This window comes from Enterocloster sp. (assembly GCF_057861365.1).
The window spans coordinates 117,066-142,628 of the sequence record NZ_DBMACH010000001.1 but is presented as its reverse complement, the minus strand read 5'-3'; the positions used below and the strand labels follow the sequence as shown (position 1 = coordinate 142,628).

The 25,563-nt window shown below is 43.6% G+C and carries 28 protein-coding genes; 8 read left to right on the top strand and 20 right to left on the bottom strand.

Features of this window, described 5'->3' with window-relative positions:
* Window position 1: 1 nt before the first annotated feature.
* The 15 genes from ACZM6M_RS00705 to ACZM6M_RS00635 are packed head-to-tail and all read right to left on the bottom strand — an operon-like array spanning window position 2 to window position 12,710.
* Entirely contained in the window at window positions 2-190 is a 189-nt protein-coding gene (locus tag ACZM6M_RS00705; protein ID WP_173878598.1) for a hypothetical protein, read from the bottom strand.
* Window positions 190-2,352: a PcfJ domain-containing protein gene (locus ACZM6M_RS00700; protein WP_489489365.1), complete on the bottom strand. Its 2,163-nt coding sequence runs from the start codon at window positions 2,350-2,352 to the stop codon at window positions 190-192. Before ACZM6M_RS00700 ends, ACZM6M_RS00705 begins: the two co-directional genes overlap by 1 nt.
* Window positions 2,353-2,364: 12 nt before the next feature.
* Window positions 2,365-3,336 (bottom strand): Cas9 inhibitor AcrIIA9 family protein, encoded by a 972-nt coding sequence (locus ACZM6M_RS00695; protein ID WP_489489363.1) that lies wholly within the window; start codon window positions 3,334-3,336, stop codon window positions 2,365-2,367.
* Window positions 3,321-4,163: an N-6 DNA methylase gene (locus tag ACZM6M_RS00690; protein ID WP_173878604.1), complete on the bottom strand. Its 843-nt coding sequence runs from the start codon at window positions 4,161-4,163 to the stop codon at window positions 3,321-3,323. Before ACZM6M_RS00690 ends, ACZM6M_RS00695 begins: the two co-directional genes overlap by 16 nt.
* Complete coding sequence (locus ACZM6M_RS00685) at window positions 4,160-4,771, bottom strand: replicative helicase loader/inhibitor (protein ID WP_173878606.1); 612 nt, start codon at window positions 4,769-4,771, stop codon at window positions 4,160-4,162. Before ACZM6M_RS00685 ends, ACZM6M_RS00690 begins: the two co-directional genes overlap by 4 nt.
* A gap of 1 nt (window position 4,772) precedes the next feature.
* Window positions 4,773-5,579, bottom strand: a complete 807-nt coding sequence (locus ACZM6M_RS00680; RefSeq protein ID WP_268802967.1) for a phage replisome organizer N-terminal domain-containing protein — start codon at window positions 5,577-5,579, stop codon at window positions 4,773-4,775.
* 11 nt (window positions 5,580-5,590) lie between these two features.
* Window positions 5,591-9,433 carry an exonuclease subunit SbcD gene (gene sbcD / locus ACZM6M_RS00675; RefSeq protein ID WP_489489361.1) on the bottom strand — a complete coding sequence of 1,281 codons (3,843 nt, stop codon included), beginning with the start codon at window positions 9,431-9,433 and terminating at the stop codon, window positions 5,591-5,593.
* Entirely contained in the window at window positions 9,430-9,846 is a 417-nt protein-coding gene (locus tag ACZM6M_RS00670) for an SAM domain-containing protein (RefSeq protein WP_489489360.1), read from the bottom strand. The genes sbcD and ACZM6M_RS00670 overlap by 4 nt, the downstream gene beginning before the upstream one ends.
* Complete coding sequence (locus ACZM6M_RS00665) at window positions 9,846-10,964, bottom strand: ZZ-type zinc finger protein (RefSeq protein WP_268802964.1); 1,119 nt, start codon at window positions 10,962-10,964, stop codon at window positions 9,846-9,848. Before ACZM6M_RS00665 ends, ACZM6M_RS00670 begins: the two co-directional genes overlap by 1 nt.
* Before the next feature lie 40 nt (window positions 10,965-11,004).
* Window positions 11,005-11,244, bottom strand: a complete 240-nt coding sequence (locus tag ACZM6M_RS00660; RefSeq protein WP_173878616.1) for a hypothetical protein — start codon at window positions 11,242-11,244, stop codon at window positions 11,005-11,007.
* Window positions 11,229-11,585, bottom strand: a complete 357-nt coding sequence (locus ACZM6M_RS00655; RefSeq protein WP_173878618.1) for a hypothetical protein — start codon at window positions 11,583-11,585, stop codon at window positions 11,229-11,231. Before ACZM6M_RS00655 ends, ACZM6M_RS00660 begins: the two co-directional genes overlap by 16 nt.
* Complete coding sequence (locus ACZM6M_RS00650) at window positions 11,582-11,749, bottom strand: hypothetical protein (RefSeq protein ID WP_268802963.1); 168 nt, start codon at window positions 11,747-11,749, stop codon at window positions 11,582-11,584. Before ACZM6M_RS00650 ends, ACZM6M_RS00655 begins: the two co-directional genes overlap by 4 nt.
* A 13-nt stretch (window positions 11,750-11,762) precedes the next feature.
* Window positions 11,763-11,978 carry a transcriptional regulator gene (locus ACZM6M_RS00645; RefSeq protein ID WP_173878620.1) on the bottom strand — a complete coding sequence of 72 codons (216 nt, stop codon included), beginning with the start codon at window positions 11,976-11,978 and terminating at the stop codon, window positions 11,763-11,765.
* Window positions 11,979-11,991: 13 nt separating this feature from the next.
* A complete protein-coding gene (locus ACZM6M_RS00640) occupies window positions 11,992-12,468 on the bottom strand; it encodes an XRE family transcriptional regulator (protein WP_173878622.1) in 477 nt (158 codons plus the stop codon).
* A gap of 32 nt (window positions 12,469-12,500) precedes the next feature.
* Entirely contained in the window at window positions 12,501-12,710 is a 210-nt protein-coding gene (locus tag ACZM6M_RS00635; RefSeq protein WP_225084604.1) for a helix-turn-helix domain-containing protein, read from the bottom strand.
* Between the two features lie 117 nt (window positions 12,711-12,827).
* Here ACZM6M_RS00635 and ACZM6M_RS00630 point away from each other — a divergent pair, with 117 nt between their 5' ends.
* From ACZM6M_RS00630 to ACZM6M_RS00610, 5 genes are all read left to right on the top strand, one after another.
* Window positions 12,828-13,043 (top strand): hypothetical protein, encoded by a 216-nt coding sequence (locus tag ACZM6M_RS00630; RefSeq protein WP_489489355.1) that lies wholly within the window; start codon window positions 12,828-12,830, stop codon window positions 13,041-13,043.
* A 154-nt stretch (window positions 13,044-13,197) separates the two neighbouring features.
* Window positions 13,198-13,551, top strand: a complete 354-nt coding sequence (locus ACZM6M_RS00625) for a helix-turn-helix domain-containing protein (protein WP_489489353.1) — start codon at window positions 13,198-13,200, stop codon at window positions 13,549-13,551.
* Window positions 13,552-13,590: 39 nt separating this feature from the next.
* Window positions 13,591-14,115 (top strand): hypothetical protein, encoded by a 525-nt coding sequence (locus ACZM6M_RS00620; RefSeq protein ID WP_173878630.1) that lies wholly within the window; start codon window positions 13,591-13,593, stop codon window positions 14,113-14,115.
* A gap of 10 nt (window positions 14,116-14,125) precedes the next feature.
* Window positions 14,126-14,677, top strand: a complete 552-nt coding sequence (locus tag ACZM6M_RS00615) for a helix-turn-helix domain-containing protein (RefSeq protein ID WP_268802961.1) — start codon at window positions 14,126-14,128, stop codon at window positions 14,675-14,677.
* Window positions 14,678-14,993: 316 nt separating this feature from the next.
* The gene (locus ACZM6M_RS00610; protein WP_268802960.1) at window positions 14,994-16,496 is read left to right on the top strand and encodes a site-specific integrase; all 1,503 of its coding nucleotides are present in this window, start codon (window positions 14,994-14,996) and stop codon (window positions 16,494-16,496) included.
* Between the two features lie 83 nt (window positions 16,497-16,579).
* Here the strand turns inward: ACZM6M_RS00610 and guaA are convergent, their stop codons facing one another.
* Window positions 16,580-18,121, bottom strand: a complete 1,542-nt coding sequence (gene guaA, locus ACZM6M_RS00605) for a glutamine-hydrolyzing GMP synthase (RefSeq protein WP_066546037.1) — start codon at window positions 18,119-18,121, stop codon at window positions 16,580-16,582.
* Between the two features lie 208 nt (window positions 18,122-18,329).
* Here guaA and ACZM6M_RS00600 point away from each other — a divergent pair, with 208 nt between their 5' ends.
* Window positions 18,330-19,295 (top strand): CFI-box-CTERM domain-containing protein, encoded by a 966-nt coding sequence (locus ACZM6M_RS00600; RefSeq protein WP_417045269.1) that lies wholly within the window; start codon window positions 18,330-18,332, stop codon window positions 19,293-19,295.
* A gap of 24 nt (window positions 19,296-19,319) precedes the next feature.
* Here the strand turns inward: ACZM6M_RS00600 and ACZM6M_RS00595 are convergent, their stop codons facing one another.
* The 3 genes from ACZM6M_RS00595 to ACZM6M_RS00585 all read right to left on the bottom strand — a co-directional run bounded on the left by ACZM6M_RS00595 (window position 19,320) and on the right by ACZM6M_RS00585 (window position 21,432).
* A complete protein-coding gene (locus ACZM6M_RS00595; RefSeq protein ID WP_417045268.1) occupies window positions 19,320-20,171 on the bottom strand; it encodes a GTP pyrophosphokinase in 852 nt (283 codons plus the stop codon).
* A 126-nt stretch (window positions 20,172-20,297) separates the two neighbouring features.
* Window positions 20,298-20,681, bottom strand: coding sequence for an SMU1112c/YaeR family gloxylase I-like metalloprotein (gloA2, locus tag ACZM6M_RS00590; protein WP_417045267.1), 384 nt, complete (start codon window positions 20,679-20,681; stop codon window positions 20,298-20,300).
* 28 nt (window positions 20,682-20,709) lie between these two features.
* Window positions 20,710-21,432, bottom strand: a complete 723-nt coding sequence (locus ACZM6M_RS00585; protein WP_296035777.1) for a helix-turn-helix domain-containing protein — start codon at window positions 21,430-21,432, stop codon at window positions 20,710-20,712.
* A 281-nt stretch (window positions 21,433-21,713) separates the two neighbouring features.
* On the opposite strand from ACZM6M_RS00585, the gene ACZM6M_RS00580 reads away from it, so the two are divergent.
* Window positions 21,714-23,129, top strand: a complete 1,416-nt coding sequence (locus ACZM6M_RS00580; RefSeq protein ID WP_484076315.1) for a sodium-dependent transporter — start codon at window positions 21,714-21,716, stop codon at window positions 23,127-23,129.
* Window positions 23,130-23,215: 86 nt separating this feature from the next.
* Here ACZM6M_RS00580 and ACZM6M_RS00575 read toward each other — a convergent pair whose 3' ends face one another.
* Window positions 23,216-24,379, bottom strand: a complete 1,164-nt coding sequence (locus tag ACZM6M_RS00575) for an ABC transporter substrate-binding protein (RefSeq protein WP_484076316.1) — start codon at window positions 24,377-24,379, stop codon at window positions 23,216-23,218.
* Window positions 24,380-24,519: 140 nt separating this feature from the next.
* On the opposite strand from ACZM6M_RS00575, the gene ACZM6M_RS00570 reads away from it, so the two are divergent.
* Complete coding sequence (locus ACZM6M_RS00570) at window positions 24,520-25,557, top strand: FecCD family ABC transporter permease (RefSeq protein ID WP_337932308.1); 1,038 nt, start codon at window positions 24,520-24,522, stop codon at window positions 25,555-25,557.
* Window positions 25,558-25,563: the final 6 nt, after the last annotated feature.

The window sequence follows — 25,563 nt, the reverse complement described above, 5'->3', positions numbered from 1 at the left end:
ATCATTCCTCCCAGTATTCAACGGTGTACTCCATCTGTCCGTTTTTCTTATCTTCCTGCCCTGGAACAGGCCGCCGCCCGATCTTTACGCAATACCCCGCTTTCACAAGCAGAGTAACCAGCTGCAGTCTATCTTCTTCATTCCACTGTGCAGATCCTTTTCTAATGCTCCTTATAATCTTGCGATCCATTATCCACACCTCCTCATCTGTGTAGTCATTTTCTCCTTGAACGCTTCCGTAAACGCTTTTACTTCTGGTGGCATTCCGCAGTTATGTGATCCACGACACTGGACAATATCTCCGTTTTTCCACTCCATGGTAAAATATGGCTTGTCCGGTTCCTTTGCTTTCCGGATAAAGAATATGCTTGTTTCTCCTTTTGCAACACGATCTACATATGTTCCGACACAATGGTGAAGCGCAGCTCCCTCTGCTCTTATCTCATCCCCTGTTTTTGGAACCACAAGTATCAAGCCCTTTCCCTTTATCGAAAACGCATCCACCCCTTCGTTCTGACCGAGAATTTCTGCTAACGCTTTCTTCGTCTTCTCCATCCTTCTTTTAGCCTCCTGTTCCTTTCTCTTTTTCTCCGCTGCCGCTTTTTTATCTTGAAGAATCTGGAATTCCTCTGCAGTCCTGTCATGTACCTTTTTGAAATTCTTTGGCATATAAATAAACATGTTATTCAAATCGTACTTGAGATCTTTGCACCAGTCTAAATATTCAAGCCAATCCTTTGCCATATTCCTTTTTCTTTCGATTCGAGGATCTTCCCGTTCTTTGTACCTTATGTATGAGTATCTCCAGCACACCCCCTGTTCACCTATTGGATAGTTTTCGCTTTCTTTCGTAATGTACTTCACGATTTTATGAAGCGTCGTCTTCCGGTTTGCCTGTTTCAATAAATCCGTATTACATCCGAACGTTTCGTAATACTCTTGGATCTGCTCCGGTTTAAACTGCAAGCCAATCTGCTGTGCTACCTGCAACAGCCGAAGTACATCGTGGTTTCCATCAACAACCTGCAATACTCTGGTATTTACCTTTGTCAGTCCTAAAATCTCATATATGGTCTTTCCTTTAACATTGACCTTACCGGTCTGATAACCACTATATCGAGAATTGATAATGCCTTTTGCAATCTTATTGAGCCCCATTTTACAGATCCATTCCATTTTCGGAAATTCTATATACTTTTTGATTGCATCCTCATATCTCATGGAAACTGTAGGAATATTGGTTGAAAGCACTTCCAATGCCGAGTATTTCATAGGAGTGTGTTCCCACGCCTGCGGCAGATTTCCGGGATATAATATGCATTCCATGCAGGAGATCTTTCCCTGATCTGGACACCAGCGGCAATTTCCTCTCTGCTTATACACTCCCCACTCATATGATTCGCATTTTGGTTTTCCTTTCGGGAACGTATAAATAGCCCTACTGTACTCAGAAACATACCTTTCAATTCTGCCTTTATTTATTAACATGTCCACATATCTGTCGCTTCTCATTGATTGATGTGCTTTGAAGTACCGGAAGACAAAACCGTCTTTCGTAGGATCCACATATGCGAACCACCGTTCATCGTGTGTCCGAGCAGGCATTCGTCCTTTTGCCTTAATAGTTACCCTGCTACCGCAGAACGGACAGATTCCTTTCTCGTTATTCCGAAGACGGATATTTTTTCTGTCCACAATTCCGATTTTCTTACAATGTGTACACTCACATAATGCCTTACCTTTTTCCACTTCCTTGTAGATTAGGTATCGTGCAAAGCTCATTCCTGTATTCCACACCCAATCGAAAAATTCTTTCGGTGCGTCCTTTATTGGATTCATTACCACATCGATCTTGTCAGTCTCTTTCTTATGCTTTTCTGCCAAACGCTTATCTAAAACCTCTTGCTGAAATCTATGTATTTCTACCCAGGGGCTGTATTTATCATCGGTCCTGGAGTATTCTCTAAAGAAATACTTTACTATTTTTAACTCTTCGTCAGATCTCATGAATACATTGAGCCGATATGAGCTTTTATGTTCTTGCTGATTATACGCATAATCCATTAAAGAAAAGTTATCCATCCTATCAAATGAACCTGTAATCCATTTAACCTTTGACGTTTTCAAATCCTGCGTGATATAATCATCGTGCGACAGAAATGTCCGGAAAGCTGCTTCTGTTTTTCCATTCTTGAGGGCCTTAATCTCAAAGAAATTCAGAAGCAGTATCTTTTTATCATCAACCAGATCTGCTGTCACAATATGTCTCATGCCTCCAAGCCGATCTGCAACTTCTATCATTTCCTTAGTTGCGCTTGGTCTTGGAATAGCAGATAATTTTCTTTTTTCCACATCTATCCCTCCCTATAACAAATCAAATAATGACATTTGTCCTTCTGGCTCATTCTTCTTTGGAGTCTTCTTTTTGACTTCTTTTACCGATTTCGCATCCGGTGTCTTTTCCGATGTCTTTTCTTTGCCAGGCTTCTGTTTGGAGTTCTGTTGCTTGCGTTTCTCAGTTTCTTGCTTCTGACTCTTTCTCCGCTCTTTTTCCTCTTTCTTTTTCTTTTCTTCAATGGCTTTATCATCCAAATGGAAATAATCTTCTGCCCATTCGTAAACCACATCATCCCGAACCACAGCACAATTTCCACTTTTCTGTTTTCTCGCCTGCTCGTAAATATAGCCATAGCACTTTTCCCATGTTTTATGATTTTGAAGAACGTCTTCCGCAAGACCGTCATCTTCTTCACAGCGCTTCAGCAAATAGGTTATAACCGGATCGGCAAAATTCTTATCTTTGGCGTTCTTTAATTCTCCTTCCAGCTTTTCCTTAGCTCTCTGTTTTAATGGTTTTGCATTCTCAGCCTCCGCTTTCTTTATTGTTTCATCCGTCGGAGTCGGTAAACCACCCACTATATCAGCGAGCGATGCGGTTCCCATCAGAACAAAATCCTCAGTTTTTGTATTTTTTTCTCCTTCGGATATAACTGCTTCGAATGCTTCCTGCTTGGTTTCTTCAATTATTTCCCCCATAGGTTCTACAGGTACATTGTTCTCCAATTCCTCTTCTGCATCGGATACTCCGGATTCGTACTCCTTTTCCAGACGGTCATTGGTTACATCAAACAATGTGTTGCCATCAGCGTCATAGAATACTGTGACGCTTTCTCTCTTTAAAATCTTGTACTCTTTGTTTCTGATTTTTATTGAGCACTGTTTTTCTTCGTCGTTGTAATGGCTTTGAAGAAATGTTTTTACAACTTCATTCCATGGCCAGCCGTAGGTATTGTCGTTTTTCTCTTCCAACGAAAAATGTTTTACATTTTCTCCCATTGTGTTTCCTCCTTCTTAAAATCAAAAAACATATAATACTTTGTGGATTTCTCCTCTTTCTTCTTTGTTGGTGCGCTCATGGCTCCGATACAATGGAACATCCGTCGCAGCGACCACACATCCATCCGAAACATAGGCATATACCAAAATTCCTGCCCTTCTCTCTCTTGTGGAAAAAGCACATGTCCTGTTACGGGATTTGTCAGCGTGTCTCCGATGCAAATATATCCGGCGCATCCAAGCAGCGAAAGCTGTATGTAGCACATCATTCCCGCCACCCGGTCAACATCCTGCCCCACGAACAGGACATGGTTCTGAAAATTATATTTTGACAACTTCATCTCACTTACGGTGGCAATCAGTGTTGCGCCCGCCCCGCAGGCAGGATCGCAAACACTTATATATCCCCTTTGCTCTATCTGCTCGTCCACATCGCCCGTAACCATATTTGACATTGCCTTGCATACGCAATAGGGCGTGAAAAATTGTCCTTTCCAATGATTTCCAAGCTTCAATTCCATGAACAATTCTCCGAGGAAATCCTGTTCCGGGTTTCTTTCGAGAGCTTCAACGATTACAGCCATGCACCGTGACGGCTTATCTACACCGCCAAGACGCTCTGCGCATTGTTTGTACTCCTGCTCCCTCTCCAAATATCGAACACCCGCCTTGTCCGGATCTGTGGAATTCGCCAGAGAGCACGCTATCATGCTAATGAGATCTGCCCAAACCTGCCATGCACTCCGGCTGTAGCACATTTCCCGAAAGACTTTTAAGAATTCCTGCTTTGTCCCCTGTATCTCTTGCACTTCTTTCTTCGCCTTCATCGCAATCCCTTCTCCCTCATGAGCTTATCTATGAATTCAGGGGTTGATACATTTCTTGCAGAGTCTGGGTCTTTATCCTCGATTTTCGGTGTCTTCTTCTCCTGTTCCCTGCTGCTAAGCATGTACTCTGATTTCTTTTTCAATACAAGCTCCGGAAGTAGGCTGTCATTGATCTTGCGCTGTACAATAGCGTCATAAATCTTGAAGAAATGTGCTCGGTTCGCAACTGGATTATCTCCCAGGCACAGCTCCCGGAAGCCCATCCGTTCTACAGCTTCCCTTGTCGGACCAGACAGGCTTTCCACCGCCTCGTCTGACCGGTAATATCCGTATTTCTGGATTGCACGTTGTACATCACCCCAGGCTTCTCCGGAATCTTTTATTTGTGGCGATGTATAATCCGCACATTTCGCTCTTATTTCTGCAATCTGCGGAGGATACGTCTGTGTTGCGATCAGTTCTTGAAGTGCTGTCTCGCAGATCTTGAAGTCGATGTCTCCAAGCATTCGGTACCACAACTGAATACTGTACCTGTCAGGCATGATGTTAAACGTTGGATATGCACTTTTGATCGCAGCTCTTATCACATCAAACTCCTGTGGTGTCATATTAGTTTCCACCTCCATACCAATTTGCCGTAGATTCCATGTATTGCCCCGTTGTCATTCTACGGTTGTCCTGCATTCCTCCTGCTTTTATGATCGGTGCCTTATCCTGCGCCCTTCCGAGCCATCCAGTTATGAAACGCTTTATCCCTCTTTCTGTCTTTCGGTTCTTAGGATTGCTGTCAAGCCACGCATACATCTTCCGAAACTCCTGCTCAACATCAATGGCTGGATATAAGTTTCTAAGAGAATTGAGGTAGTCCAAGGTGACATCAAAAGATCCTGATCCAGTAACCAGAGGAAGTGAAATGAACACTTCCGGTCTGGAGGTTATTACCTCCGGACATATAGTATCTTTCTCTATCTCTTTCTCTATCTCTTTCTCTATCTCTTTCTCTACGTTACCGATGCGTTTCACTCCTGTTACATTGCTGTTACATTGTAACGCTTTCTGTTCTCTATGTTTTCTTACTCGTTCAGCACTTGCACTTTCTGAACCAACCATTTTATCGCATTCCGTTAGGCGGTACTCTGTTTCATCAACCAACTCCATTAACCCTTGTCGAATCAGGAATAAGACCGTTACTTTTACGTTTTCCGAATCTTCATCAAGATCCAGTGCCAATTCCTCATAAAAATCATCTTCTACGCCTTCGAAGTAAAGCTTGCCATCATTTTTCATCGCAATAAGCAGCATTTTCAGATAAATGATTGTGTAGGTATCCCCGCCAGCAATCTTCCGTAATTTCTTTATCGGCTTCTGCCGGAAGAATCCCTCCGGCAGCTTTAACCAATAGTATCGTTTTCCCATTATGTTTCCTCCTAGCAGATTACTTTTGATCCTTCGTCAGTCTTAATAACTGTGATACTCTGACTAAACCTTGCTTTCATCGCATCATCATGTGTGATTGCCATCACTTTTACATCCGGATACCTGCTACGGATTGTTTCAAGAGAATCCACATAGGCCTGTGCTCCATCATCATCCAAGAACGGGGGCTCGTCAATGAACAACATCCCAAGCTGGATACCGGCTGCAGTCGCCTTAATTTCCGAAAGAGCAAGAATAACAGCAAGGGAAGACTTTACTTTTTCGCCTCCAGACTTTGAAGCATACGGCAGTGTCGTTTTTCCGTATTCGTTGATAAGTACATCCAGAGTAGCTTTATCTCCATCCTTTCCTTTTACGGTGCGTTCCATTACAAATTCAACTCCCATGGTTCCGCCGGTCATCTGACCAAGGATGTTATTCGCCGTATCAGTGATATGAGGAATAATATTTCTGACAATCTGATGCGGCACTCCGTCCTGGGAGAATGCCTGTTTCAGCACCTCATACCGAGCCGCTTTCTCTGCATCCCGGGAAATCTCTGCTTTAAGCTGGTTGATTTCTTCATTTGCTTTTTTTGTATCCTCTATCCGCTGAAGCAGCACCCCTTTTCTGACTTGCATGGAAGCTGCTTTTTCCTCCAATTCCATCTTCTTTCTTTCCAGCTCGGAAAGTTTTTCTTCTTTTCCTTCCGGCAATCCAGCAAGTTCTTCGTTCAAACGGATATATTCGGCACACAACTTAGACCACTCTTCATTTTTAAGCCGTTCCCGTTCTTCAAGATCTTTCAGCTTTTCGGCTATATGCTTCTTTCTCTCTGCGTAAACCGGAATATTGGTTTTCTGATCTGCATATATCCGCAGTTCTTCCGATATTCGTTTTGCTTCTTGATATCTTTCAACTGTTTCAGTTAGCTTTAAAACGTTTTCCGTTATCTTATGGCTTTCTAATTTGACCGTAGAGACATTTTCAGTACATGAAACTATTGTTTTATCATTAGAGGCTTTCTCCCCTTCTAAACGGGCTTTTAAAGCTTTCAGTCTGTCTATCTCATCTTTCCGCTTTTGGTAAGTCTCCAGATTAGTGATTTCACTAAGAACGTTCTTCTCCTGTTCCTCTGAATACCCGATTTCTGCAATCTCCTTTTTCTTTTCAGCTGCATACGTTGCGTAATCTTCTTTGGCAATTCGGATACTTTCTTTTATTTCCGCTATCTCTTCTTCCGTCTTTTTGATTTTCGCAACATCTTCCCTGGCTTTTTCAAGAAATCTGCATGTTGCATTTTCAATATCAGGGCATCCGGAATTATCCATAAACTCCTGCTGTTTCTTGTACGAATCAAGATCCGACTCTGCGAGCCGCAATTGTGTAGAAAGACCATGTACAGTTTCGGTTACTTCTCCATGCTTCTTATTTACCTCTGCACATACGGCTGAACACCGGTCCTTTTTCTCCCGTATTTCTGCAAGTTCCTTTCGTTTGTCTTCAAGCTCAGAAAGCTTCTGCGAAATAAGTTCTTCCTCTGCAGTCTCAATCTTAGAAAGTTGTTCCTCTATTGATCGGTTCTGAATTTGAGTTGTGTTAATAATATTTTCATAACGCAGGATCTGGTTTTGTTTTTCTTCCAAAGATCGCTTGCACGACTCGTATTCCATTACATCGGGAGCCAGTTTTTTTACGGTTTCTTCCGCAGCTTCATATTCCGCCGCTTTCGCCATGATGATTTCAGAATTTTTCAGAAAAACATCGCACGTTTCCATTTCTTTCTCTGCTGCTTCCTTCTCGGATTGTATTGAGAGAAGCTCTTTTTTCGCTGTATCAGTAGATTGCAAAAGTTCAGTACTTTTATCCTGTGCCTCTTTACGGTCTGCAATCTGCTTTTTGCATACCTCAATGTCCTGTTCTGTCATCTTACGTATCTGGTCAAATTCAGAAGCCTCTTTTTCCAAATTCTCAAGTTCTCCGTCCGGATTTCCTTTTTCTGCAACGAACTCGGATTTTACTTTTACAGCTTCCTTCTTAGAAAGAAGATTCCGCTTTGTATCTGCCAGAAGCTTCTTTGCTTCCTGTTCCATCAGACCATAAACCGAAAGCCCCAATAAATTTCCAAGGATAGTCATGCGATCTTCTTTCTTAGCCTGCAAGAATAACCCATACTGGTCCTGCATGATTAAAGCGCAGCTGCGGAATGTCATTGAATCCATACCAAGGATTTTCTCTATTTCAGCCTGTGTATCTTTTATTCTCTCTGCAGACAGGTTCAGCCATTCTTCTCCATCCTTTTGCGAAATGTTCAAGGTTGCCCTGCCTGACTTCGTTCTTGTCCGCACAACCCGGAAACGCTTATCCCCAATATCAAACACAAATTCTATCGAGCCACTTCTTGCATCTTCCGTCCCTCGGATCCATGCTTTGTTATCCCCTTCTCTTGTTTCTTCGTATAGGCAATCAGCAATAGCATCCATGAAAAGACTGCTCTTTCCCGCTCCATTTACACCATTGATAGAGCAAAATGAAACATCAGAAAAATCAAAACCTTCTTCTTTATAATTTCGATAGTTCTTAACCGAGATTGATACCGGACGGAAAACTCCATGGTTCTCTGATGTCGTTTCCGACTTCATAGCAACTGAAATAATTGGTTCGCCCAGTTCAACGATCTTGTCCGCATCTTTTACACATTTCTCAGAGAGCCATTTTTTCAAGTTGAGCAACGGATCGCTTTCCTCTGACAAGAGACCTCTGTTTGCTACATCAACCATACTTTCCGCTTCAATGTCAGCTACATAGAATGCACCCATCTCATATAAATCAGACTGCAAAACCGGTATATTAAGTGCCTTTTTCTGTTCAACAGTACAGCTATATTTGATTCTGACAATTTTATCTGATACAAGGAACGGATATCCCTCTGTAAAGAGAAACTCCTTTCCCCGGCAGAGATAATTCTCAACATCCTCTTGTGCCCATGTTACCGTCTGAAACTTCCTGTACGGAGTCTCATATCGCTTTCTGGATTTAAGTCTTCTCCCGTCAAATTCATGTATCCAGAACCCTCTGCTTTGTCCCTCATCATTAAAATTCATTGCATTTATTGCGCCAGAATAAAATACGTTTTCCAGTCCCTCTATGGTCTGCGGACGGTGGATGTGTCCTAAAAGAACTGCCGAATAATCCGCCGCTTGTATGGCTTCTCTTGGAATAACAGGTTCAAAATTTGAAAAGAATGAGGTTTGTCCAGATTCCATGTTGCATCCTGGCACTGTATAATGTGCCATCAAAATTGCAGGAGTCATATCTGGTATGATATTTGTATTTGAGCATTGCGCCCTTAACCCCATAACCATATCTGATATATACTTGGTCCATGTCAGATTTTCTTCCTCTGCAGACAAGCCAGGGAATTTCGCTCGAAATTCCTGTTTGTCAAACCCGGGAATACAGGCAACATCCGCTATTGGAGTAGAGATAACCTGCGGTGTAGTGACAACTGCAATTTTTTTATTCTTCGACAGCATCTTTTCCAGAACCCGAAACTGTCCGGCTCCATCGTGATTCGGTGTTCCACGCATCACAACTACAAACTTGGAGCGCTCTGCCAATCCCTCGATAATCCTCGTGGCCGTAACCATTTCATCAGAGTACCTAACCGGTCCTATCTGCTCTTGGTGGAAGATATCCCCGCTAATGCACACCATATCCGGCTTCTCTTCTTCCGCAACTTTAACCATATACTCAAGGCATTTAATGGTATCAAGAGAACGGAGATTTACTCCATCCTCAACAGGTCCTTTAAACTGTCCTATATGCCAGTCTGCTGTGTGTAATATTTTCATCCGTTTTTCCTCGCTTTCTCTGTTAAATTTCTAAGCTGTGGAAAGAGCAGGGAGAACTGCTCTTCTGTTAATCCGCAAAAAGAAATTCCTTCGTTTATCCATTGTTCGCCTACAATCAATATGTTTCCAAGTATTGGGCAACCATTCTGATCTGTTTCATAAAGCCATGAATCGACTATATTCGGGGATAATTCATGATAATATCCATCTTCATCTACCAACATGCTTACACAATTTCCTCTTTTACGAGGAGCATTGAGTTCTGTATATAATCGTTTTGGCATTACGTGTTCTACCAGCTCGCATTCCGGTCCTATGTACTTGCACAGCAACTTCGTTTGTTCTGAAATGCTCCCATCCGGAAAGTCATGAACAGAAATTTGATTGCCAGTAGTAATCTTGATCATATTCATTACCTGCTGCCCCCTCTCTGGCATTTAATGCACAGCGGACGTCCGTATTTATTCAGTGAATATTCGTACACCCTCTCATTAATTTCAATTCCGCATCCGTCACAGAAATATCCTTCATTCTCCGACGGAGATGTCGGCTCCTTTGTATGTGGTTCATCAGGAATGTTTTCCGGAATATCCATTACGTCATCTTCCGAAGCGTCACTTTGAAATGCTGGATTGTTTTCAAATGCCTCTGCATCGAATGTATCCTCGTTTTCAAAATCCATTCTTTTTACCGGAAGGGCCCCAACGCCAAACATATTATTTACAGAACTGATCCCTTGGGTAAGCATCGCCTGTCTTACCGACGGCTCCGAGTAATCTGGAGAAAAAACTACTGTAGGAATTGCGAAATTCTTTTTCAGTTCCTCTTTTGTGTACGTACCTTTTACGCCAAGCAAGGCTCTTATTACTCGTAGTTTTGCTCCTGTGATTGCCTTTTCCGCCCAAGTCTTTTTTAGTAACGCCATATTTACCATGACTGATCTTTCAATGTACTTCTCACGGTCTACCTCATCAATCACATAGGCATCAACTGTTTTCCCCCATTTATTCTTTGCTTTAGTCCACGTTCCTTTAAAGATCTCAGCTGCGGCTTTTGCCTGTTTATCATCGGTTATCCCTCTTGCAGCTTTATCAGAGAATTCGATTCTGTATTTTTCCTCTTCATCTTCAAGACAAATTTCTTTCTGGTCCGTTTCGGTTCGACAGGTTCCATCGGCTTTTCGCATAGCACCCTGTGCATGTGCCCGGTACGTCACCCGGTTGATCCGTTCCCCATATGTCTGTTCGGGATTGAACTGAATACCAGCCGCCATAGCCATTTTATTTAGTAACGGTTTGGACAGGGAGAAGGCGTCCGCATATATCTTGTTTCCTTTGTCGTCTTTTCTGCCAGTGTCAACGGATCCGACTTTGAAAATATCTCCACTTGTTTCACTCAAATCCACCGCAACTTCTTCCACATGGAATTTATAGAATGGGTTGAGCTGAACATCTGTCGCTGTCGGGATTAACAGATTATAACCTTTGTACTCTTTTATTACTTCCGGCAATGATGCCATTACATCTTTCATATTGCTTTCCTCTCTTTCATGTGCTAAAATAAAATTGCTTTTAATTCTCATGCGCCTGATCGGCAATCGCCATCGTCAGAGTGTATTTGGTTAAAAGTTCTGACTTAATGGCTTCAATCACTAATTCAGCCAGATAGCCCGGTGTCCGTCTAACACCGTTGCAATCGCCAAAACGCTGTATTAGTGATTGGAGTTTTTTTCTTGCCGAAATCACAGCGTTTTCATAAAGCTCTTCTGGTATCTCAAATCCTATTGCATCATCAATCATCTTCTTGTCCATATCCGATCTCCTATCCATTCGAAAACATAAAATGTAAAAAATGTGATAAATCCTGCCGCTATTACTTCTCCACCAAGAGCTTCATACCCTCGTATTTCAAGAAGCTTTTCGGATATGATATGCAAAAATGCCAAACCAGCTACTATGGATACAGCAATCTCAATGGCAGAAATTGCCGCTTCCTTTATCTTTCTTACGAAAATCTGTCTTTTCCTTTTCCTCCTTTCGTTCTCTATTTTCTCGGCATCCATCTGCCTAAGGACGGCAGTTCTTGGATACCTATAGCAAATAATAATTGTTTCTTTATCATTTATCAGATCGTATAATCTAAGTACCTTCATACTGCCTCCTCAAATAAAATACTCATTTGACCGCTTTCCTCAATTTTTAACATCCTAGAAACACGCTTTGACTCTTCTTTCCTGAACTCTTTTTCCTCATTACAGTCACATTGTTCTCCCGGATCCAGATTACTTCCACATTCCGGACATGTACGATAATACATTTTCTTCCACCTCCTACTCAATCATGCAATGTTCATTGAAATATTTTTTTGGAATTCTTCCGGACGGATAAGCCTTTGTAAGTTTACCGGATGCGATGCACTCTTTTCGCATCGTGCGAATCATTTCATACGCTTTTGACCGGCTTATTCCAAGCAATTCAGTTATGTCGTTTACCATGTAATATGAACGGTTTGTACTGTTAATTTCTTTTACGATGCCAGCAGCCATACAACCGCCTCCTTTACTCTAAATTTTTTTCAGCCCAAATTTTTAAGCTCTGTGTAATTTTATTCAACTCGTCCAATGTCTTGATAATCTTGTTGAGATCTTCCTTTTCATCTTCCGTTATTACGCCATCCTCAGTAATATCAAGAAGAAGTTCTTTCGCAGCAGAAATTTTTCTGAACGATGACAAGGCCTTAATACTAATCCTGTCCAACGCCTCTACCCTAATTTCCGGAAAATCTTTTCCAAGCGGACACATATTTTTACAGTAATAAGATTTCAGCTCTGGTGCGTTGTAAATATCTGACATCATCAGCACCTCGTCCGGAAATGGATTCTTGCTTCCAAGTTCTATGCGTGCCAGACGACTTCTATCTATTCCAAGTTCTTCCGATGCACCTTCTCTGCTGTTTAGGCGGTCATTGAACTTTGCCGCATTGTAACGTGCCTGGGTAAATATGTTTTCCCCCGCTTTCGTAGCATGCTTTCCCATTTAATTTTCCTCCTCGCTAAGCTAAAATATAATCAAACGATATTTTCCGTATATGGAACTGTGATATTTCTGTCCTGGCTTATCTTCTTCGCAATCTCCGGTGCATAAACTCGACCATTAACAACACCAGATACATAATTCCGGCACATACCAACACGCTCAGCCAGTTCCGTCATGTTTATATCATCATCAATCATGGACTTTTTAACTTCTTTGCACCATGTCGGAAGAGTTCGTTTCACATTTTCCACCCCCTTATCGTCTTTAAACATTTGTTAATTACATTTGTTGTTTACATTCGTTCAATTTTGTCTTAGAATAACGTTATACGTTAACAATCACAGAAAGGAGTATCAGATATGAATAATTCATCATCATGGGCCGAGCAACTTCAAAATATTGGATTGACAGAATTTTCAGATGCCAACCGTAAGATTCTGTCCAGTATCGAAAACAGCGGCGTTAAACTAAATGACGCTTCAATATTGCAAGCTTCCGCAGAAGCAATAATAAGAGCTGTATCTGTTATGATTGAAGAAAATAACAAGGCTCTTTTAGTAGAAGCCAATCAATAATTATTCAGTTGCATTACACCTTGAGTGATTGCCGTCACTCTTTTTTGAAAAATGTTTTAAACATTTGGTTATTACACTTTAATAATAGTGCATTAAAATGCACTTGTCAATAGTTATGTGCATTTTTTTGAACTTTTTTAGGAAAGGAGTTTTTTTGTTTTACGATCAACTTTTAAAACTATGTAAAGAAAAGAACATAAAACCAACAACATTACTTACAGAACTTGGCATGAGCAAAGGTTCTATGGCTAATTGGAAATCCGGGAAATTGCCAAGCGGAGAAATGCTTGTGCGTTTTTCTGAACATTTTGGGGTTTCATTAGATTTTCTCGTATATGGAAAAAATCGACATAATAACTGTATTTCTCAATCTGATGCTGATTGGATTTCTTTAATACATCAGCTGCCAATGGACGCCCAATTAGAATTCAAAGGAGAATTAAAAGGATATATTAAGAGAATGAATCAAGAAAATGAGGGTTCGAGAAAATTGAAAGAAGCAAAATAATACCCTTCGAGTGGTACCGAAGGGGGAGGAGGAAATAATATGAAAAGGATTTTAATTGCGTTGTTTATTTCGGCCACTATGTTGACTGGATGTGCATCTTCCGTTTCTCAAGAGAATTATGACACAAAAGTTAGCGAATTAGAAAAGGTTCAAAAAGAATTAACCGAATTAAAAAAAGAAAAGGCTCAAGAAGATATGTCGCAAGCTGGAGCAAAGGCTTGGGTTTTAGAATCATTTGGAGAAAAAGCAAAATATTCTATATCAGATAATGATTTATACGTTACTCTTGATACTGGATATACTCTATCAGAAAAGTCTATTGAGGCTCTATGGAGTGACATACAATCTTCATTGTCACTATATGGTAATTACTATCGCGAGAATCCAGAAAAGCTTCCGTATGATTCCGTGACAATAATTGTGCTTGAAGAAGAAACTGGTCTGGACATGATTTCGTTCCAATTATTAAAGGGTGCTGACGGTTCCTTCAAACAAAATACCTCTATGGTAAACTTAGAAGATTTTAACAAAATTGTTCCGTATTTAAACAACGCTTTAAAATAGGTATGGTTGTATGAGTAATATTGGAGAAAAGATAAAGGAATTGCGGATAGAATCCGGGGCCACCCAGTTGCAGCTCGGTGAGTATGCCGGGTGCTCAGGACAGGTAATTTCAAACATTGAAAGAGGATATACAAATCCGTCCGCACAGGTTTTAAATAAGATAGCAGAATTTTTCCATGTTCCTTCAGATTATTTATTGGGAAAATCAAAATCTCAGTGGATTGCGCTTGATCCGGAAACGAGGATGCCTTGCATCGGATCACGTATCTCTGATCTGATGCAGGATGCGAATATGTCTCCGGAAGATCTAGCGAACCGTGTAGAAATATCCGTACAAACTGCTCTGGAAATTTTAAGCGGAGCAATAACTCCAAATATAGACGTGTTGGCCAAGATCTCTAAAGTGCTAAACACTTCTATTGATTTCTTGATCGGCGCCGTCCCGTTTCAGACAATCATATCCTCCGAGGAAGAGCAAGATATTATTCTTTATTACAGGGGAATGTCAAAAAGCGGGAAACGAATGCTCATGGGAGATTTGGAAAAACTGAAAGACAGATAGGAATATATAATGTACTTAACCGGGGAACCGTTGAGGTGCTATACAGCCGCCGGACGAAAGAAAGGAGGCTGGTGCTTATGGTTACATACAGTGACTTGTTTACTTTTGTCATCATGCTTTGTGCTGTAATTACCCTTGTCGTAACGATAATGAAGCACAAAAAATAGCGCCCCTGTCCTGGTAAGATAAGGCGCTATTTTTATAGTTACACATTTTACCGGCGGTCAGGTGTACACTGACCAACGATTCCCTTGTTAAGTACATTATATCCAATACATTCCCGTTTGTCAAATACTATGCAACAAGGAGAAATGTTATGCCTGCATATAAATATCAAACAAAGGACGGGAAAACAAAATGGTATGCAAATTTTTACTATACAGACTGGCTCGGCGAAAAAAAGCATAAATGCAAACGTGGATTTGATACAAAAGGAGCTGCCAAAGAGTATGAACGGCTGTTCTTGGATAAGTATTCCAAAAGCCCAACAATCCTCTTTTCCTCTTTGGCCGGAAATTATATGGAAGATATGGAATCCAGACTGAAGCCGACAACATTAAAGGGTAAGAAATATATTGTCGAAACAAAGCTGCTTCCTTACTTTGGGAAAATGCAGATATGCGACATTGATGCAGATCTTGTTAGAAGGTGGCAGAATAGCTTAATTGATTATCGTAATGAAAAAGGTGAGGCTTATGCCGAAACATATCTGCACTCAATAAACTCACAGCTTTCGGCTGTGTTTAACTATGCAGTCAAATACTACAAACTTGGAATAAATCCATGTTATGTCGCAGGAAGCATCGGGAAAAGCCGGGCTGAAGAAATGAATTTCTGGACCAAAGAAGAATTTGAGCACGTTATGCAGTTTGAACAGAAACCGTCTTATATAGTTGCTTTCAAGCTGCTTTTTTACAGCGGCATGAGGGAGGGGGAGCTGCTTGCGCTTACACCGGAAGATTTTCCACGAGATACCGCAATTGTAGATGTAAATAAGAACTATGCCGTAGTAGATGGTATTGAATATTTTTTAACTCCAAAGACAAAGCGGAGCATACGGAAAATCACAATACCAGATTCTATACATGCAGAAGTTCTTGAATTCATAGACAGTATGTGCCTTGAACCAGAAGAACGTATATTCTATTTCAAAAAGGGCGGACTTTACAGCGAATTCAAAAGGATGATCAAGCGTTCTGGAGACAAAGAGATAAGAGTTCATGATCTGAGACACAGCCATGTGGCCATGCTGGTTAATATGGGGTTTGCAATCGAAGAGATCTCCCGCCGCCTCGGACACGATTCAATAAAAACCACATGGGATACTTATTCACACCTTTATCCCGGAACAGACAGGGAGTTAGCGCAACGAATAGAAGTTGTTATTAAAAAGGAACAGGAGGCTTCATCCGTCGCCGAAAATGAAGACGATGGCATTGTTGTAGATATGGTACCTGGTTCGCCGCTTGGCCAGATCAGCCAACACGCTCTGACAACGGCTGAGCAGCAAGGAAACGAACATATACGAAAAAACAACAAAAACATCTTTATAAAATATGGGATTGATATTGAATCAGAAATGGTTTACGGATATAAACTGGAAACGTATCTGGATTTGATAGCTTTTGGGGATGCAATTATACAGACTATTTCTTCTTTTAAACCTTCGGCAACTCTCAAAGATCTTATTATGGCCATGTACTCTGATGCCATATCATCTTGTGAATTGTCGCAGGGAAGCTTAAAAAATCTTGATCAGTTTATGGTTGATACAACGATTCCGAAATACAGCAAACTGTATGGAATAGGTGGAAAATAGAAGTTTTAACATCACATTAACATCACGAGGATGGAAAAATTCCCGGGAGCCCTTTATTTTCAAGGGTTCTCGGGATTTGCTTATTATTCAAACTCAATCGTCGCCGGCGGCTTCCCCGTACAGTCATACAGCACGCGGTTCACGCCTTTGACCTCATTTACAATCCTGCTGGTGACCTTTGCCAGGACTTCCCAGGGGATCTGTGCGGACTCTGCGGTCATGAAATCGCTTGTGAGCACGGCACGGAGGGCGATGGCGTAGTCATAGGTTCTTTCATCTCCCATGCAGCCAACGGAGCGCATATTGGTAAGGGCGGCGAAGTACTGGCCCAGATTCTTGTCTGCTCCTGCCTTTGCAATCTCCTCACGGTAGATAGCGTCAGCGTCCTGTACGATCCGCACCTTGTCTGCCGTTACCTCTCCGATGATGCGCACGCCCAGACCGGGGCCGGGGAATGGCTGACGGAATACCAGATTTTCAGGAATGCCAAGCTCCAGTCCTGCCTTGCGTACCTCATCCTTAAAGAGCAGTCTTAAGGGCTCTACCAGCTCCTTGAAATCAACGTGCTCCGGAAGGCCGCCTACGTTATGATGGGATTTGATCACTGCGGACTTTCCAAGTCCGGACTCAATCACATCGGGGTAAATGGTTCCCTGAACCAGATAGTCCACTGCTCCGATCTTTTTGGCTTCTTCCTCAAATACGCGGATAAATTCCTCGCCAATGATCTTGCGCTTTGCCTCAGGCTCCTCCACGCCCTTTAATCTCTCGTAAAAACGCTCCTGTGCATTCACGCGGATGAAGTTTAAGTCATAAGGACCTTCGGGACCGAATACCGCTTCTACCTCGTCGCCTTCGTTTTTACGGAGCAGACCGTGGTCTACGAAAACACAGGTCAGCTGCTTTCCAATGGCCTTGGAAAGCATAACAGCCGCAACAGAGGAATCAACGCCGCCGGAAAGAGCGCAGAGTACCTTACCGGAACCGATTTTTTCCCGAAGAGCCTTGATTGTCGTATCTACGAAGGAATCCATTTTCCAGTCGCCGGAGCAGCCGCAGACATTATATACAAAGTTGGAAAGCATCTTTGTGCCTTCTTTCGTGTGAACGACCTCAGGATGGAACTGAACTGCATAGAAATTCTTCTCGGCACACTCCATACCTGCTACCGGACAGGACTCTGTATGAGCAGTGATGCGGAAACCGGCAGGAACCTCAGCAATATATACGCCGTGGCTCATCCAGCAGACGGTTTTGGGAGATACACCGTCAAAAAGCTGAGAGGCTGTATCCACGTCTACTTCTGTATGTCCATATTCGCTTACAACGGCTTTTTTAACAACGCCGTCCAACAGGTAGCTCATCAGCTGAGCGCCATAGCAGATTCCCAGAACCGGAATACCCAGTTCAAAAATCTCCTTAGAGCAGCGGGGTGCTCCATCCTCAAATACCACATCGGGACCGCCGGTAAAAATGATTCCCTTGGGATTCATCTCCCGAATCTGATCCAGACTCATGTTATAGGGATGTACCTCGCAGTAAACATTACATTCACGGACACGGCGGGCAATCAGCTGGTTATACTGGCCGCCAAAGTCTAAAACAATAATCATCTCTCTTGCCATGAGATTATCTCCTCTATCTGTTATTTCCTTATAAATCGAAAGAGATTGTACATTGAAAGTACAATCTCCTTTTATCTTTGGTACACACACATTATAAAGGATGGAGGATTAAATAGCAAGATATTTTCTCAAGTTTTTTCCCCTGATCTGGCAGTTTTTTCCCGACTGTGGTAAAATTTTCTTATAAAATATAAGGAGGGCTGTGCCTATGAAATGTAAAATATGCGGCAGTGAAAGCGGAAGCTATCCCTTATGCAGGACCTGCTATGCCAAACGGGAAGCTGGTGAGATCATAAAATGCGTCAAATGCGGAAGCTGGCACTCTGCCGGCTCCCCCTGCCACTGTGAAGAAGGCTTCCAGGCATCCCGGACCTCCTCCGAAGCGGAGCTTTCATTTTTATATGAAGCAAAACCATCTCTTGTGACGAAAACTGAGACGGCATACTTAAACTGTATTAAATCCTTTCTTCCCGATACCTGCCTGATCCAGGCTCAGGCCAATCTGGCCTCATTTATCAGAAGAACGGATGGGGCCAAATATCAGAATGAGCTCTTTCGAAATGTAGATCTCATCATTACAGATCTGTCATACCGGCCTCTTCTTGTAATAGAGATCAATGACCAGACCCACCGGCTGCCTGAGCGGAGGGAACGGGACAAAAAGGTGGCCTGCATCTGTGAAGAAGCCGGAATCCCCTTGATCAACCTGTGGACCTCCTACGGCGTAAATGAAGAGTATATAAAAAAGAAAATCACACAAACCCTTGCTTCTCTTCCCGTTGAGCGTATCCACCACTTTGCCCCTGTACACGAAGAGACTGCACAGCCGGTTTTAGAATCGCCTCTGCCGGGAGCATCTGCTGCTTCATCCAGCCACGCTGCATCAAAGCAGCCTCAGACCTCCGCCAACAAACAGACGCAGCCCGCCTCCCAAAAGGAAGGCTGCTACATCGCAACCTGCGTCTATGGCTCCTATGACTGCCCTCAGGTCCGGCTCCTTCGCCGTTTCAGAGACGAACATATGAAGAAAACTCCTGCCGGACGTATCTTTATACGATTATACTATGCCGTCAGCCCAGTCCTGGTCCGCTGCTTTGGAAAAAATCCTGCCTTTCATGTCTTCTGGAGACACATTCTTGACTCCCTGATCCGCCGGCTGGAATCCGGCAGATAAAACCAAAACAAGACAATCCGGCCCCTATTTTCTCTCACGTTCCTCCTGCTCCGTCCAGATATTTCCGCCGCCTGTAAGAGCCCGTCTCTCCTTCCGGTTCTTCCCCGGCTCTTCCCGGACGCTCTTCATCCGGCGGAAATAGGAGCTCATTTCATCTGCCATTCCGGACAGGCGGTTTAACAGCGTGGAAAAATCCTTTAACATTTCATCATCTTTAAAATAGGGATATACGATATCGTGATCGATCTCACTCCACCCCTCTTCAAACAGGGTTCTTCCCTGGATCTCCACATAGTAGCCCCTGTATTTGATAATATAATGAAGCGACCGGTAAATTCCATCCGATTTAATGTCGATCAGCTCTTCATCGTAAATCCGGGTATCTCCGTTTCTCCGGTAAACCTTTGGCCGTTCGGCAATGTAAAAATGCTCCGGATCCTCGTCAAAATCCCGGATACGATCCTCTACATAGTTCTCAGGATCATTTTCAAACACCGTTGTAATATAATTATGAAAATAAATCCAGTCCTCCCGGTACAGAAAAAATACGCGGATTCCGATCAGATCGGTAACATACTTGTGATAATTAGTCCGGTCAATATGATCAAATCTCCCCGGGTGCTCGCTGCGCTTGCGGATAATCTTTTCCAGCAGATGGCCCGGGCTTTTCGTGCGGTAACGATAGGAATGGATTCCCGCCCGTTCGATATCATAGAGGTAATCATTTACAAACTCCTTTCCGATTCCCCTTAATTTCCCCTCAATGGACAAATAGTCATCATAAATAGCAGCCAGCTCCTCCCATGGGACATTGGCTGCCTTAAAATCCGCCTCATCAATATTATAAGCTCTTAAAAATGCGTTCCGTTCGAACACGTTTTCACTTCCTTCCAGGCTAAATCAAATTTACGTTTCATTTGAAATGCTCATGCTCTGTACTGCAAAATCCGTTTCTATGATACTGCAAACAAAGCGTATTTTGCAAGGAAAAAATTCACTTCTCTATTCATGCAGCTCCAGAGGAAGCCCGTCAGGATCTGCAAAAAATGTCATTTTCTTTCCCGTAAACTCATCCAGCCGGATGGATTCCACAAAAATCCCCTTTTCCTTCAGCTCTTTCACATCTTTCTCTATATCCTCCGTATAAAAGGCCAGATGGCGCAGTCCGGCTGCCTCCGGTCTGGTCACTCGTTTGGGAGGATTTGATACTCCAAAAATTTCCAGTTCTGTAGTGTCATTGATCCGAAGATCCAGCTTCCAGTCTCCTCTGTCCGGCCGGTAATTCTCCCGTATCACGGAAAATCCCAGCTTATTTACATAAAAATCTCTTGATTTTTCATAATCGGAAACAATGATCGCAATGTGATGTATGGTCGAAAATTTCATATATCTCCTCTCTCCATATAACAAATTCCTATCCAATATTATCTACCATCAGCATATTCAGTTTCTGCCACTGCTGCAGTTCCCTTCTTGTGATCAAAAGGCGCTTTTTAAACTCCTCTGTGTGCTCCTGAGGATGCAGCGTCACCAGGCATTTAAACGCGCAGGGCATAAGATCTGCACTGGAAATCCCGCACAGAAGGCCGTCCGTTGAATCGCGCAGCTCTAAGGGGTTAAAAATATAAAGCAGATCCTCCTCCAGAGGATTATAGCGGTTTACAAACGAAAAACGGATCAGCATATCACTGTAGATCACCTTTCCGGTGTAATACAGCTTGCTGCTGCGCCCGGAGGGATTGACAGCACTCACCGACAGATCTGCCTCATAACTCCCCGCCTCTTTCGTTTCCCGGATATCGATGATCCCGTCCTTCAGCCGTTTATAACGGCCGTCATAAAAATAGAAATACAGCCGTCTCGCCTGAAAAAACGGGCTGATCCCGCTGTTTGCGGAAGGGAGCCTGGCCCCCTCCTCTTCCTGAACCGGAAGATCCACCAGCTGCCCCGGCTGTACCTCCAGAACTCTGGCAATCTCGGTCAGCGTGACAATATCCAGAGAAACCTCTCCCGTCTCATACTTACTCACACTGGCCCGGCTCTTATGGATCCTGTCAGCCAGCTGCTGCAGCGTCATCTGTCTGTTTTTTCTGTATCTGCGGATCTGTGCTCCCACGTACAGATTCACCTGCTCCACCCTTTTTTCCTCCCCATCTGTATTTATCCTCCCTTCTCCCGGTAAATAGGGAAATGTTTCATATAAATATACATTTTACATTTTATCCAACTATATTTCCGCTATTATACCTCTTTTTCCGGTATTTTTCTAGTTATATTCAATTTTTATATTATATTTTCTCATTTAACGAAACTTTTCGGCGGTTGCTTTTTCTCTGCAAACCGATATAATCATACTGTTTGGGTCAAAACAGATTTGGCCCCTTTTACAATCCAACAAGACAACGAGGTATTCAAAACATGGAAGCAAAGAAAAAAAGCAGCTTTACAGGCTCCTTAGGCTTTGTGCTGGCAGCAGCAGGAAGCGCAGTAGGAGTAGGAAATATCTGGCGGTTCCCCTATCTGGCCGCCAAGGACGGAGGCGGACTATTCCTGATCATCTATCTGGCGCTGGTACTTACCTTCGGCTTTACCCTTCTTGTCACAGATGTGGCCATCGGACGGCGCACCAAGACAAACGCCCTTCACGCCTTTGGGAAAATGCAGAAAAAATGGAGCTTTTTAGGTTATCTTACCTTCTGCGTTCCGGCCATTATCATGACCTATTACTCCGTCATCGGCGGATGGATTTTAAAGTATCTGGCTGTCTATCTTACCGGAGCGGGAAAGGCAGCCGCCCAGGACGGATATTTTACAGACTTTATCACCTCACCCGTATCACCTGTGGTTTTCATGCTGATCTTTTTATGTTTTACCGCACTGGTCGTATACCGCGGGGTAGAAAAGGGCATTGAAAAATTTTCCCGGATCGTCATGCCGGGACTGCTCTTAATGATTATCGGGATCGGCCTTTTTTCCCTCACATTAAGCAGTACCGGAGCAGACGGAACAGAGCGGACCGGCCTTCAGGGACTGACAGTCTACATTATGCCGAATCTTGACGGAGTTACTCCTGCCAGATTTTTGGAAATCCTTCTGGATGCCATGAGCCAGCTGTTCTTTTCCTTAAGTGTTTCTATGGGAATCATGATCACCTACGGCTCCTATGTAAAAAAGGATGTAAACCTAAGCAAATCCTTAAGCCAGATTGAGATTTTCGATACAACGGTTGCATTTCTGGCCGGACTTATGATCATCCCTGCGGTCTATGTATTTTTCGGCACAGAAGGAATGGCCTCCGGTCCCAGCCTGATGTTCGTATCCCTTCCCAAGGTATTTGAAGCCATGGGACCCCTGGGCGGAGTCCTTGGAATGATATTTTTCCTTATGGTTGTGTTTGCGGCTCTTACCTCCTCTGTATCCATTCTGGAAACACTGGTTGCAAACTGTATGGAGATTTTCCACTCCACACGAAAAAAAACCAGCCTTGTGATCGCACTACTCTCTGCGGCAGCCTCCGTGATCATCTGTATGGGCTATAACGTATTCTACTTTGAAATGAAGCTGCCAAACGGAGCATCCGCCCAGCTTCTGGATCTGATGGACTATATCAGCAACAGCTTTCTCATGCCATTCATTTCCCTCCTCACCTGCATCTTTGTAGGCTGGATCATCAGGCCGACGTGGATCTGCGAGGAAATGGAAGCCAGCGGACATACCTTTAAGCGCAAAAAAATGTATGCCTTTATGATCCGGTATGTGACTCCGATCATCATGGCTATGCTGTTTTTACAGTCTGCCGGTGTATTTGAAATAATAAAAAACATGTTTGACTGATTCATGCCATCAGCAAAAAAGTCCCTTCCGCTCTGTCCTGTGACGAAAACCGGAAGGGACTTTTTTATTTTCTGTCAAATACGTTTTTATACCGTTCCACTGTAAATATTTTCCAGTTTCTCATCTGTAAGCTGTACATGGTAGAACAGATCAAAGAATTCCTTTACTTCTTCATCCACATTGTAATTCAGATACTCCGGATAGATGAGGCCGGACAGCCAGCGGATTCCCACAATACGGTTTGGCCCCATAGGACGGTCCATCCAGCTAAAGGGCGTATTTGGCGTACCGTATACCTGCTGATCCTGCACTGCCTTTAAAGATGCGTAATCCGGATTGGCCAGAATTGCCTCAGCAGCCGAAGCGCCGCTCGTATCCGCCTTTGGCTCTCCGTTTACCACAATTACATCCGGATCCCAGGCAAGAAGCTGCTCGGCAGAAATCTGCACTCTGGAGCCTTCTCCCATTTCCAGATCTGCCACATTGACTGCATTTACCATATCGATGATCTGTCCGTGAGCAGAGCCGGCCGGAGCGGTCTCCAGGGAATCCTCTCCGTTTCCATAATAAATACGTACCTTTTTGTCCTCAGGAACCTCCATTTTTTCAATATCTGCAAAGGTCTTTTCCGCATAGGAAGCGAGCTTTTCGGCCTGTTCCTCCTCCCCCAGCAGTTCTCCCATAAAGCGGTAAGCTTCTGCGGAAGCCGACAGATTTCCGTCCACAGCCACAACCGGAACTCCCAGACTCTTTGACAGCTTATCGCAGTCTGATATCATCTTATCATTGATGGTTCCCACATTGACTGCAATGGTGGGGTCTGCTGCAATAACCGCTTCATAATTGATGGAATCGCCCATTCCAAAATTAGGAAGATCGTGATATTCTTCCAAAATAATGCTCTTTTCCAGCTCATTCAGCTCATAATTCCAGCCAAGAAGCTTATCCGGAGCCAGCGTATACATAAAAATAGCCGTTACAGTACTGGAAGAGAATACCGTTTCAATTTCATCCGGCACCACAACCGTGCGGCCTGCCATATCCGTTATCTCCCGCTCTCCCGCCGCATAGGCTGCCTCAGATGTTTTCTCTGCCTGAGTGCTCTGTTCAGCTGTTTTCGTTTCAGCCTGGCTCTGCATGCTTTCTTTAGCCGTTTCTGTTTTTGCAGAAGAAGCAGAACATCCTGTAATGCTTCCCGCAGCCAGGGTAAGCGCCATCACTGCCGGTAAAATCTTTTTTCCTCGTCCCATTTTTCCTCTCCTCTTAATTGACATTCTGATCTTTATGCGTTATATTTTTAAATATCGTACTTTTTTATAAAATATAACGGTATTTTCATACTAGCACGGCAAATTTTTTTTGTCAAGCATCAGGAAAGGCGGAAACGTCCATGTTGAATCATCATTTCGAAGTAAAGCAGGAAGCGGCCCAGAGAAGGCGGTATGGCCTTCTTATCACCGGACTGCTTATCTTTCTATTTACCGCAGTCCTTTTATCCTTCTGGGTGGGCTACTATCCCCTGTCCCCCTCTCAGGTCGTAACGGCATTTTTATCCCGGTTCGGGTATGAGGGAGAAATCCTTCCCCAGGCCGTTACCATTTTCTGGAATATTCGTCTTCCCCGGATTCTGTCCGCAGTCTTTATCGGAGCCTCGCTGTCCACAGCGGGCGCAGCCTATCAGGGAATGTTCCGCAATCCTTTAGTCTCCCCCGACATCTTGGGAGTCTCCTCCGGAGCCAGTCTGGGAGCCGCTTTTGCAATCCTTTTCGGCGCCTCTAACTGGCTTATACAGCTTTCCGCCTTTGCAGGCGGCACCGCAGCGGTCGCTGCCTCTTATCTGATCAGCCGCAGATCCGTCCATTCCATAACCCTCAGCCTGGTTCTCACCGGCTCCATGATCATGGCGCTGTGCAATGCAGGTGTAACCATGATCAAATATGTGGCAGATCCCAATGATGTGCTTCAGCAGATCACCTTCTGGCTCATGGGGAGCCTTACAAAAACCGATACCCGCTCCTTTTTATGGAGCCTGATCCCCATGTCTGCGGGACTGGTCATCATCTTTCTTCTGCGCTGGCGCATCAATCTCCTCACTCTGGATGAAGAGGAAGCCAAAAGCCTTGGGATCAATATCCGTCTTTACCGTCTGATCCTCATTGCTGCTTCTACGCTCCTCAGCGCTGCCTCCGTTTGTCTGGGCGGCCTCATCGGCTGGGTCGGACTGATGATCCCCCATATGGCACGGGCTTTGGTCGGAGCCGACTACGGCCGTCTGATTCCTGCCAGCGCCATGCTGGGAGCCACCTATCTGGTTCTCATGGATGATCTGGCCCGTTCCCTTCTTTCCATGGAACTGCCCCTGGGCGTTGTAACTTCTATTATGGGAGCGCCCTTTTTTGTATCTCTTATCATTCAGAAAAAGGAGTAAACGACC

Bases quoted from the DNA above. Each gene is read 5' to 3' on its own strand.
- gloA2 (WP_417045267.1), bottom strand. From the start codon at position 20,681: ATGAAATTTTCGACCATACATCACATTGCGATCATTGTTTCCGATTAT.
- ACZM6M_RS00660 (WP_173878616.1), bottom strand. From the start codon at position 11,244: ATGGACAAGAAGATGATTGATGATGCAATAGGATTTGAGATACCAGAA.
- ACZM6M_RS00640 (WP_173878622.1), bottom strand. From the start codon at position 12,468: ATGGGAAAGCATGCTACGAAAGCGGGGGAAAACATATTTACCCAGGCA.
- ACZM6M_RS00665 (WP_268802964.1), bottom strand. From the start codon at position 10,964: ATGAAAGATGTAATGGCATCATTGCCGGAAGTAATAAAAGAGTACAAA.
- ACZM6M_RS00670 (WP_489489360.1), bottom strand. From the start codon at position 9,846: ATGAATATGATCAAGATTACTACTGGCAATCAAATTTCTGTTCATGAC.
- ACZM6M_RS00610 (WP_268802960.1), top strand. From the start codon at position 14,994: ATGCCTGCATATAAATATCAAACAAAGGACGGGAAAACAAAATGGTAT.
- ACZM6M_RS00570 (WP_337932308.1), top strand. From the start codon at position 24,520: ATGTTGAATCATCATTTCGAAGTAAAGCAGGAAGCGGCCCAGAGAAGG.
- ACZM6M_RS00615 (WP_268802961.1), top strand. From the start codon at position 14,126: ATGAGTAATATTGGAGAAAAGATAAAGGAATTGCGGATAGAATCCGGG.
- ACZM6M_RS00575 (WP_484076316.1), bottom strand. From the start codon at position 24,379: ATGGGACGAGGAAAAAAGATTTTACCGGCAGTGATGGCGCTTACCCTG.
- ACZM6M_RS00685 (WP_173878606.1), bottom strand. From the start codon at position 4,771: ATGACACCACAGGAGTTTGATGTGATAAGAGCTGCGATCAAAAGTGCA.
- ACZM6M_RS00645 (WP_173878620.1), bottom strand. From the start codon at position 11,978: ATGGCTGCTGGCATCGTAAAAGAAATTAACAGTACAAACCGTTCATAT.
- ACZM6M_RS00655 (WP_173878618.1), bottom strand. From the start codon at position 11,585: ATGAAGGTACTTAGATTATACGATCTGATAAATGATAAAGAAACAATT.
- ACZM6M_RS00630 (WP_489489355.1), top strand. From the start codon at position 12,828: ATGAATAATTCATCATCATGGGCCGAGCAACTTCAAAATATTGGATTG.
- ACZM6M_RS00705 (WP_173878598.1), bottom strand. From the start codon at position 190: ATGGATCGCAAGATTATAAGGAGCATTAGAAAAGGATCTGCACAGTGG.
- ACZM6M_RS00580 (WP_484076315.1), top strand. From the start codon at position 21,714: ATGGAAGCAAAGAAAAAAAGCAGCTTTACAGGCTCCTTAGGCTTTGTG.
- sbcD (WP_489489361.1), bottom strand. From the start codon at position 9,433: ATGAAAATATTACACACAGCAGACTGGCATATAGGACAGTTTAAAGGA.
- guaA (WP_066546037.1), bottom strand. From the start codon at position 18,121: ATGGCAAGAGAGATGATTATTGTTTTAGACTTTGGCGGCCAGTATAAC.
- ACZM6M_RS00650 (WP_268802963.1), bottom strand. From the start codon at position 11,749: ATGTATTATCGTACATGTCCGGAATGTGGAAGTAATCTGGATCCGGGA.
- ACZM6M_RS00695 (WP_489489363.1), bottom strand. From the start codon at position 3,336: ATGGGAGAAAATGTAAAACATTTTTCGTTGGAAGAGAAAAACGACAAT.
- ACZM6M_RS00620 (WP_173878630.1), top strand. From the start codon at position 13,591: ATGAAAAGGATTTTAATTGCGTTGTTTATTTCGGCCACTATGTTGACT.
- ACZM6M_RS00680 (WP_268802967.1), bottom strand. From the start codon at position 5,579: ATGGGAAAACGATACTATTGGTTAAAGCTGCCGGAGGGATTCTTCCGG.
- ACZM6M_RS00690 (WP_173878604.1), bottom strand. From the start codon at position 4,163: ATGAAGGCGAAGAAAGAAGTGCAAGAGATACAGGGGACAAAGCAGGAA.
- ACZM6M_RS00600 (WP_417045269.1), top strand. From the start codon at position 18,330: ATGAAATGTAAAATATGCGGCAGTGAAAGCGGAAGCTATCCCTTATGC.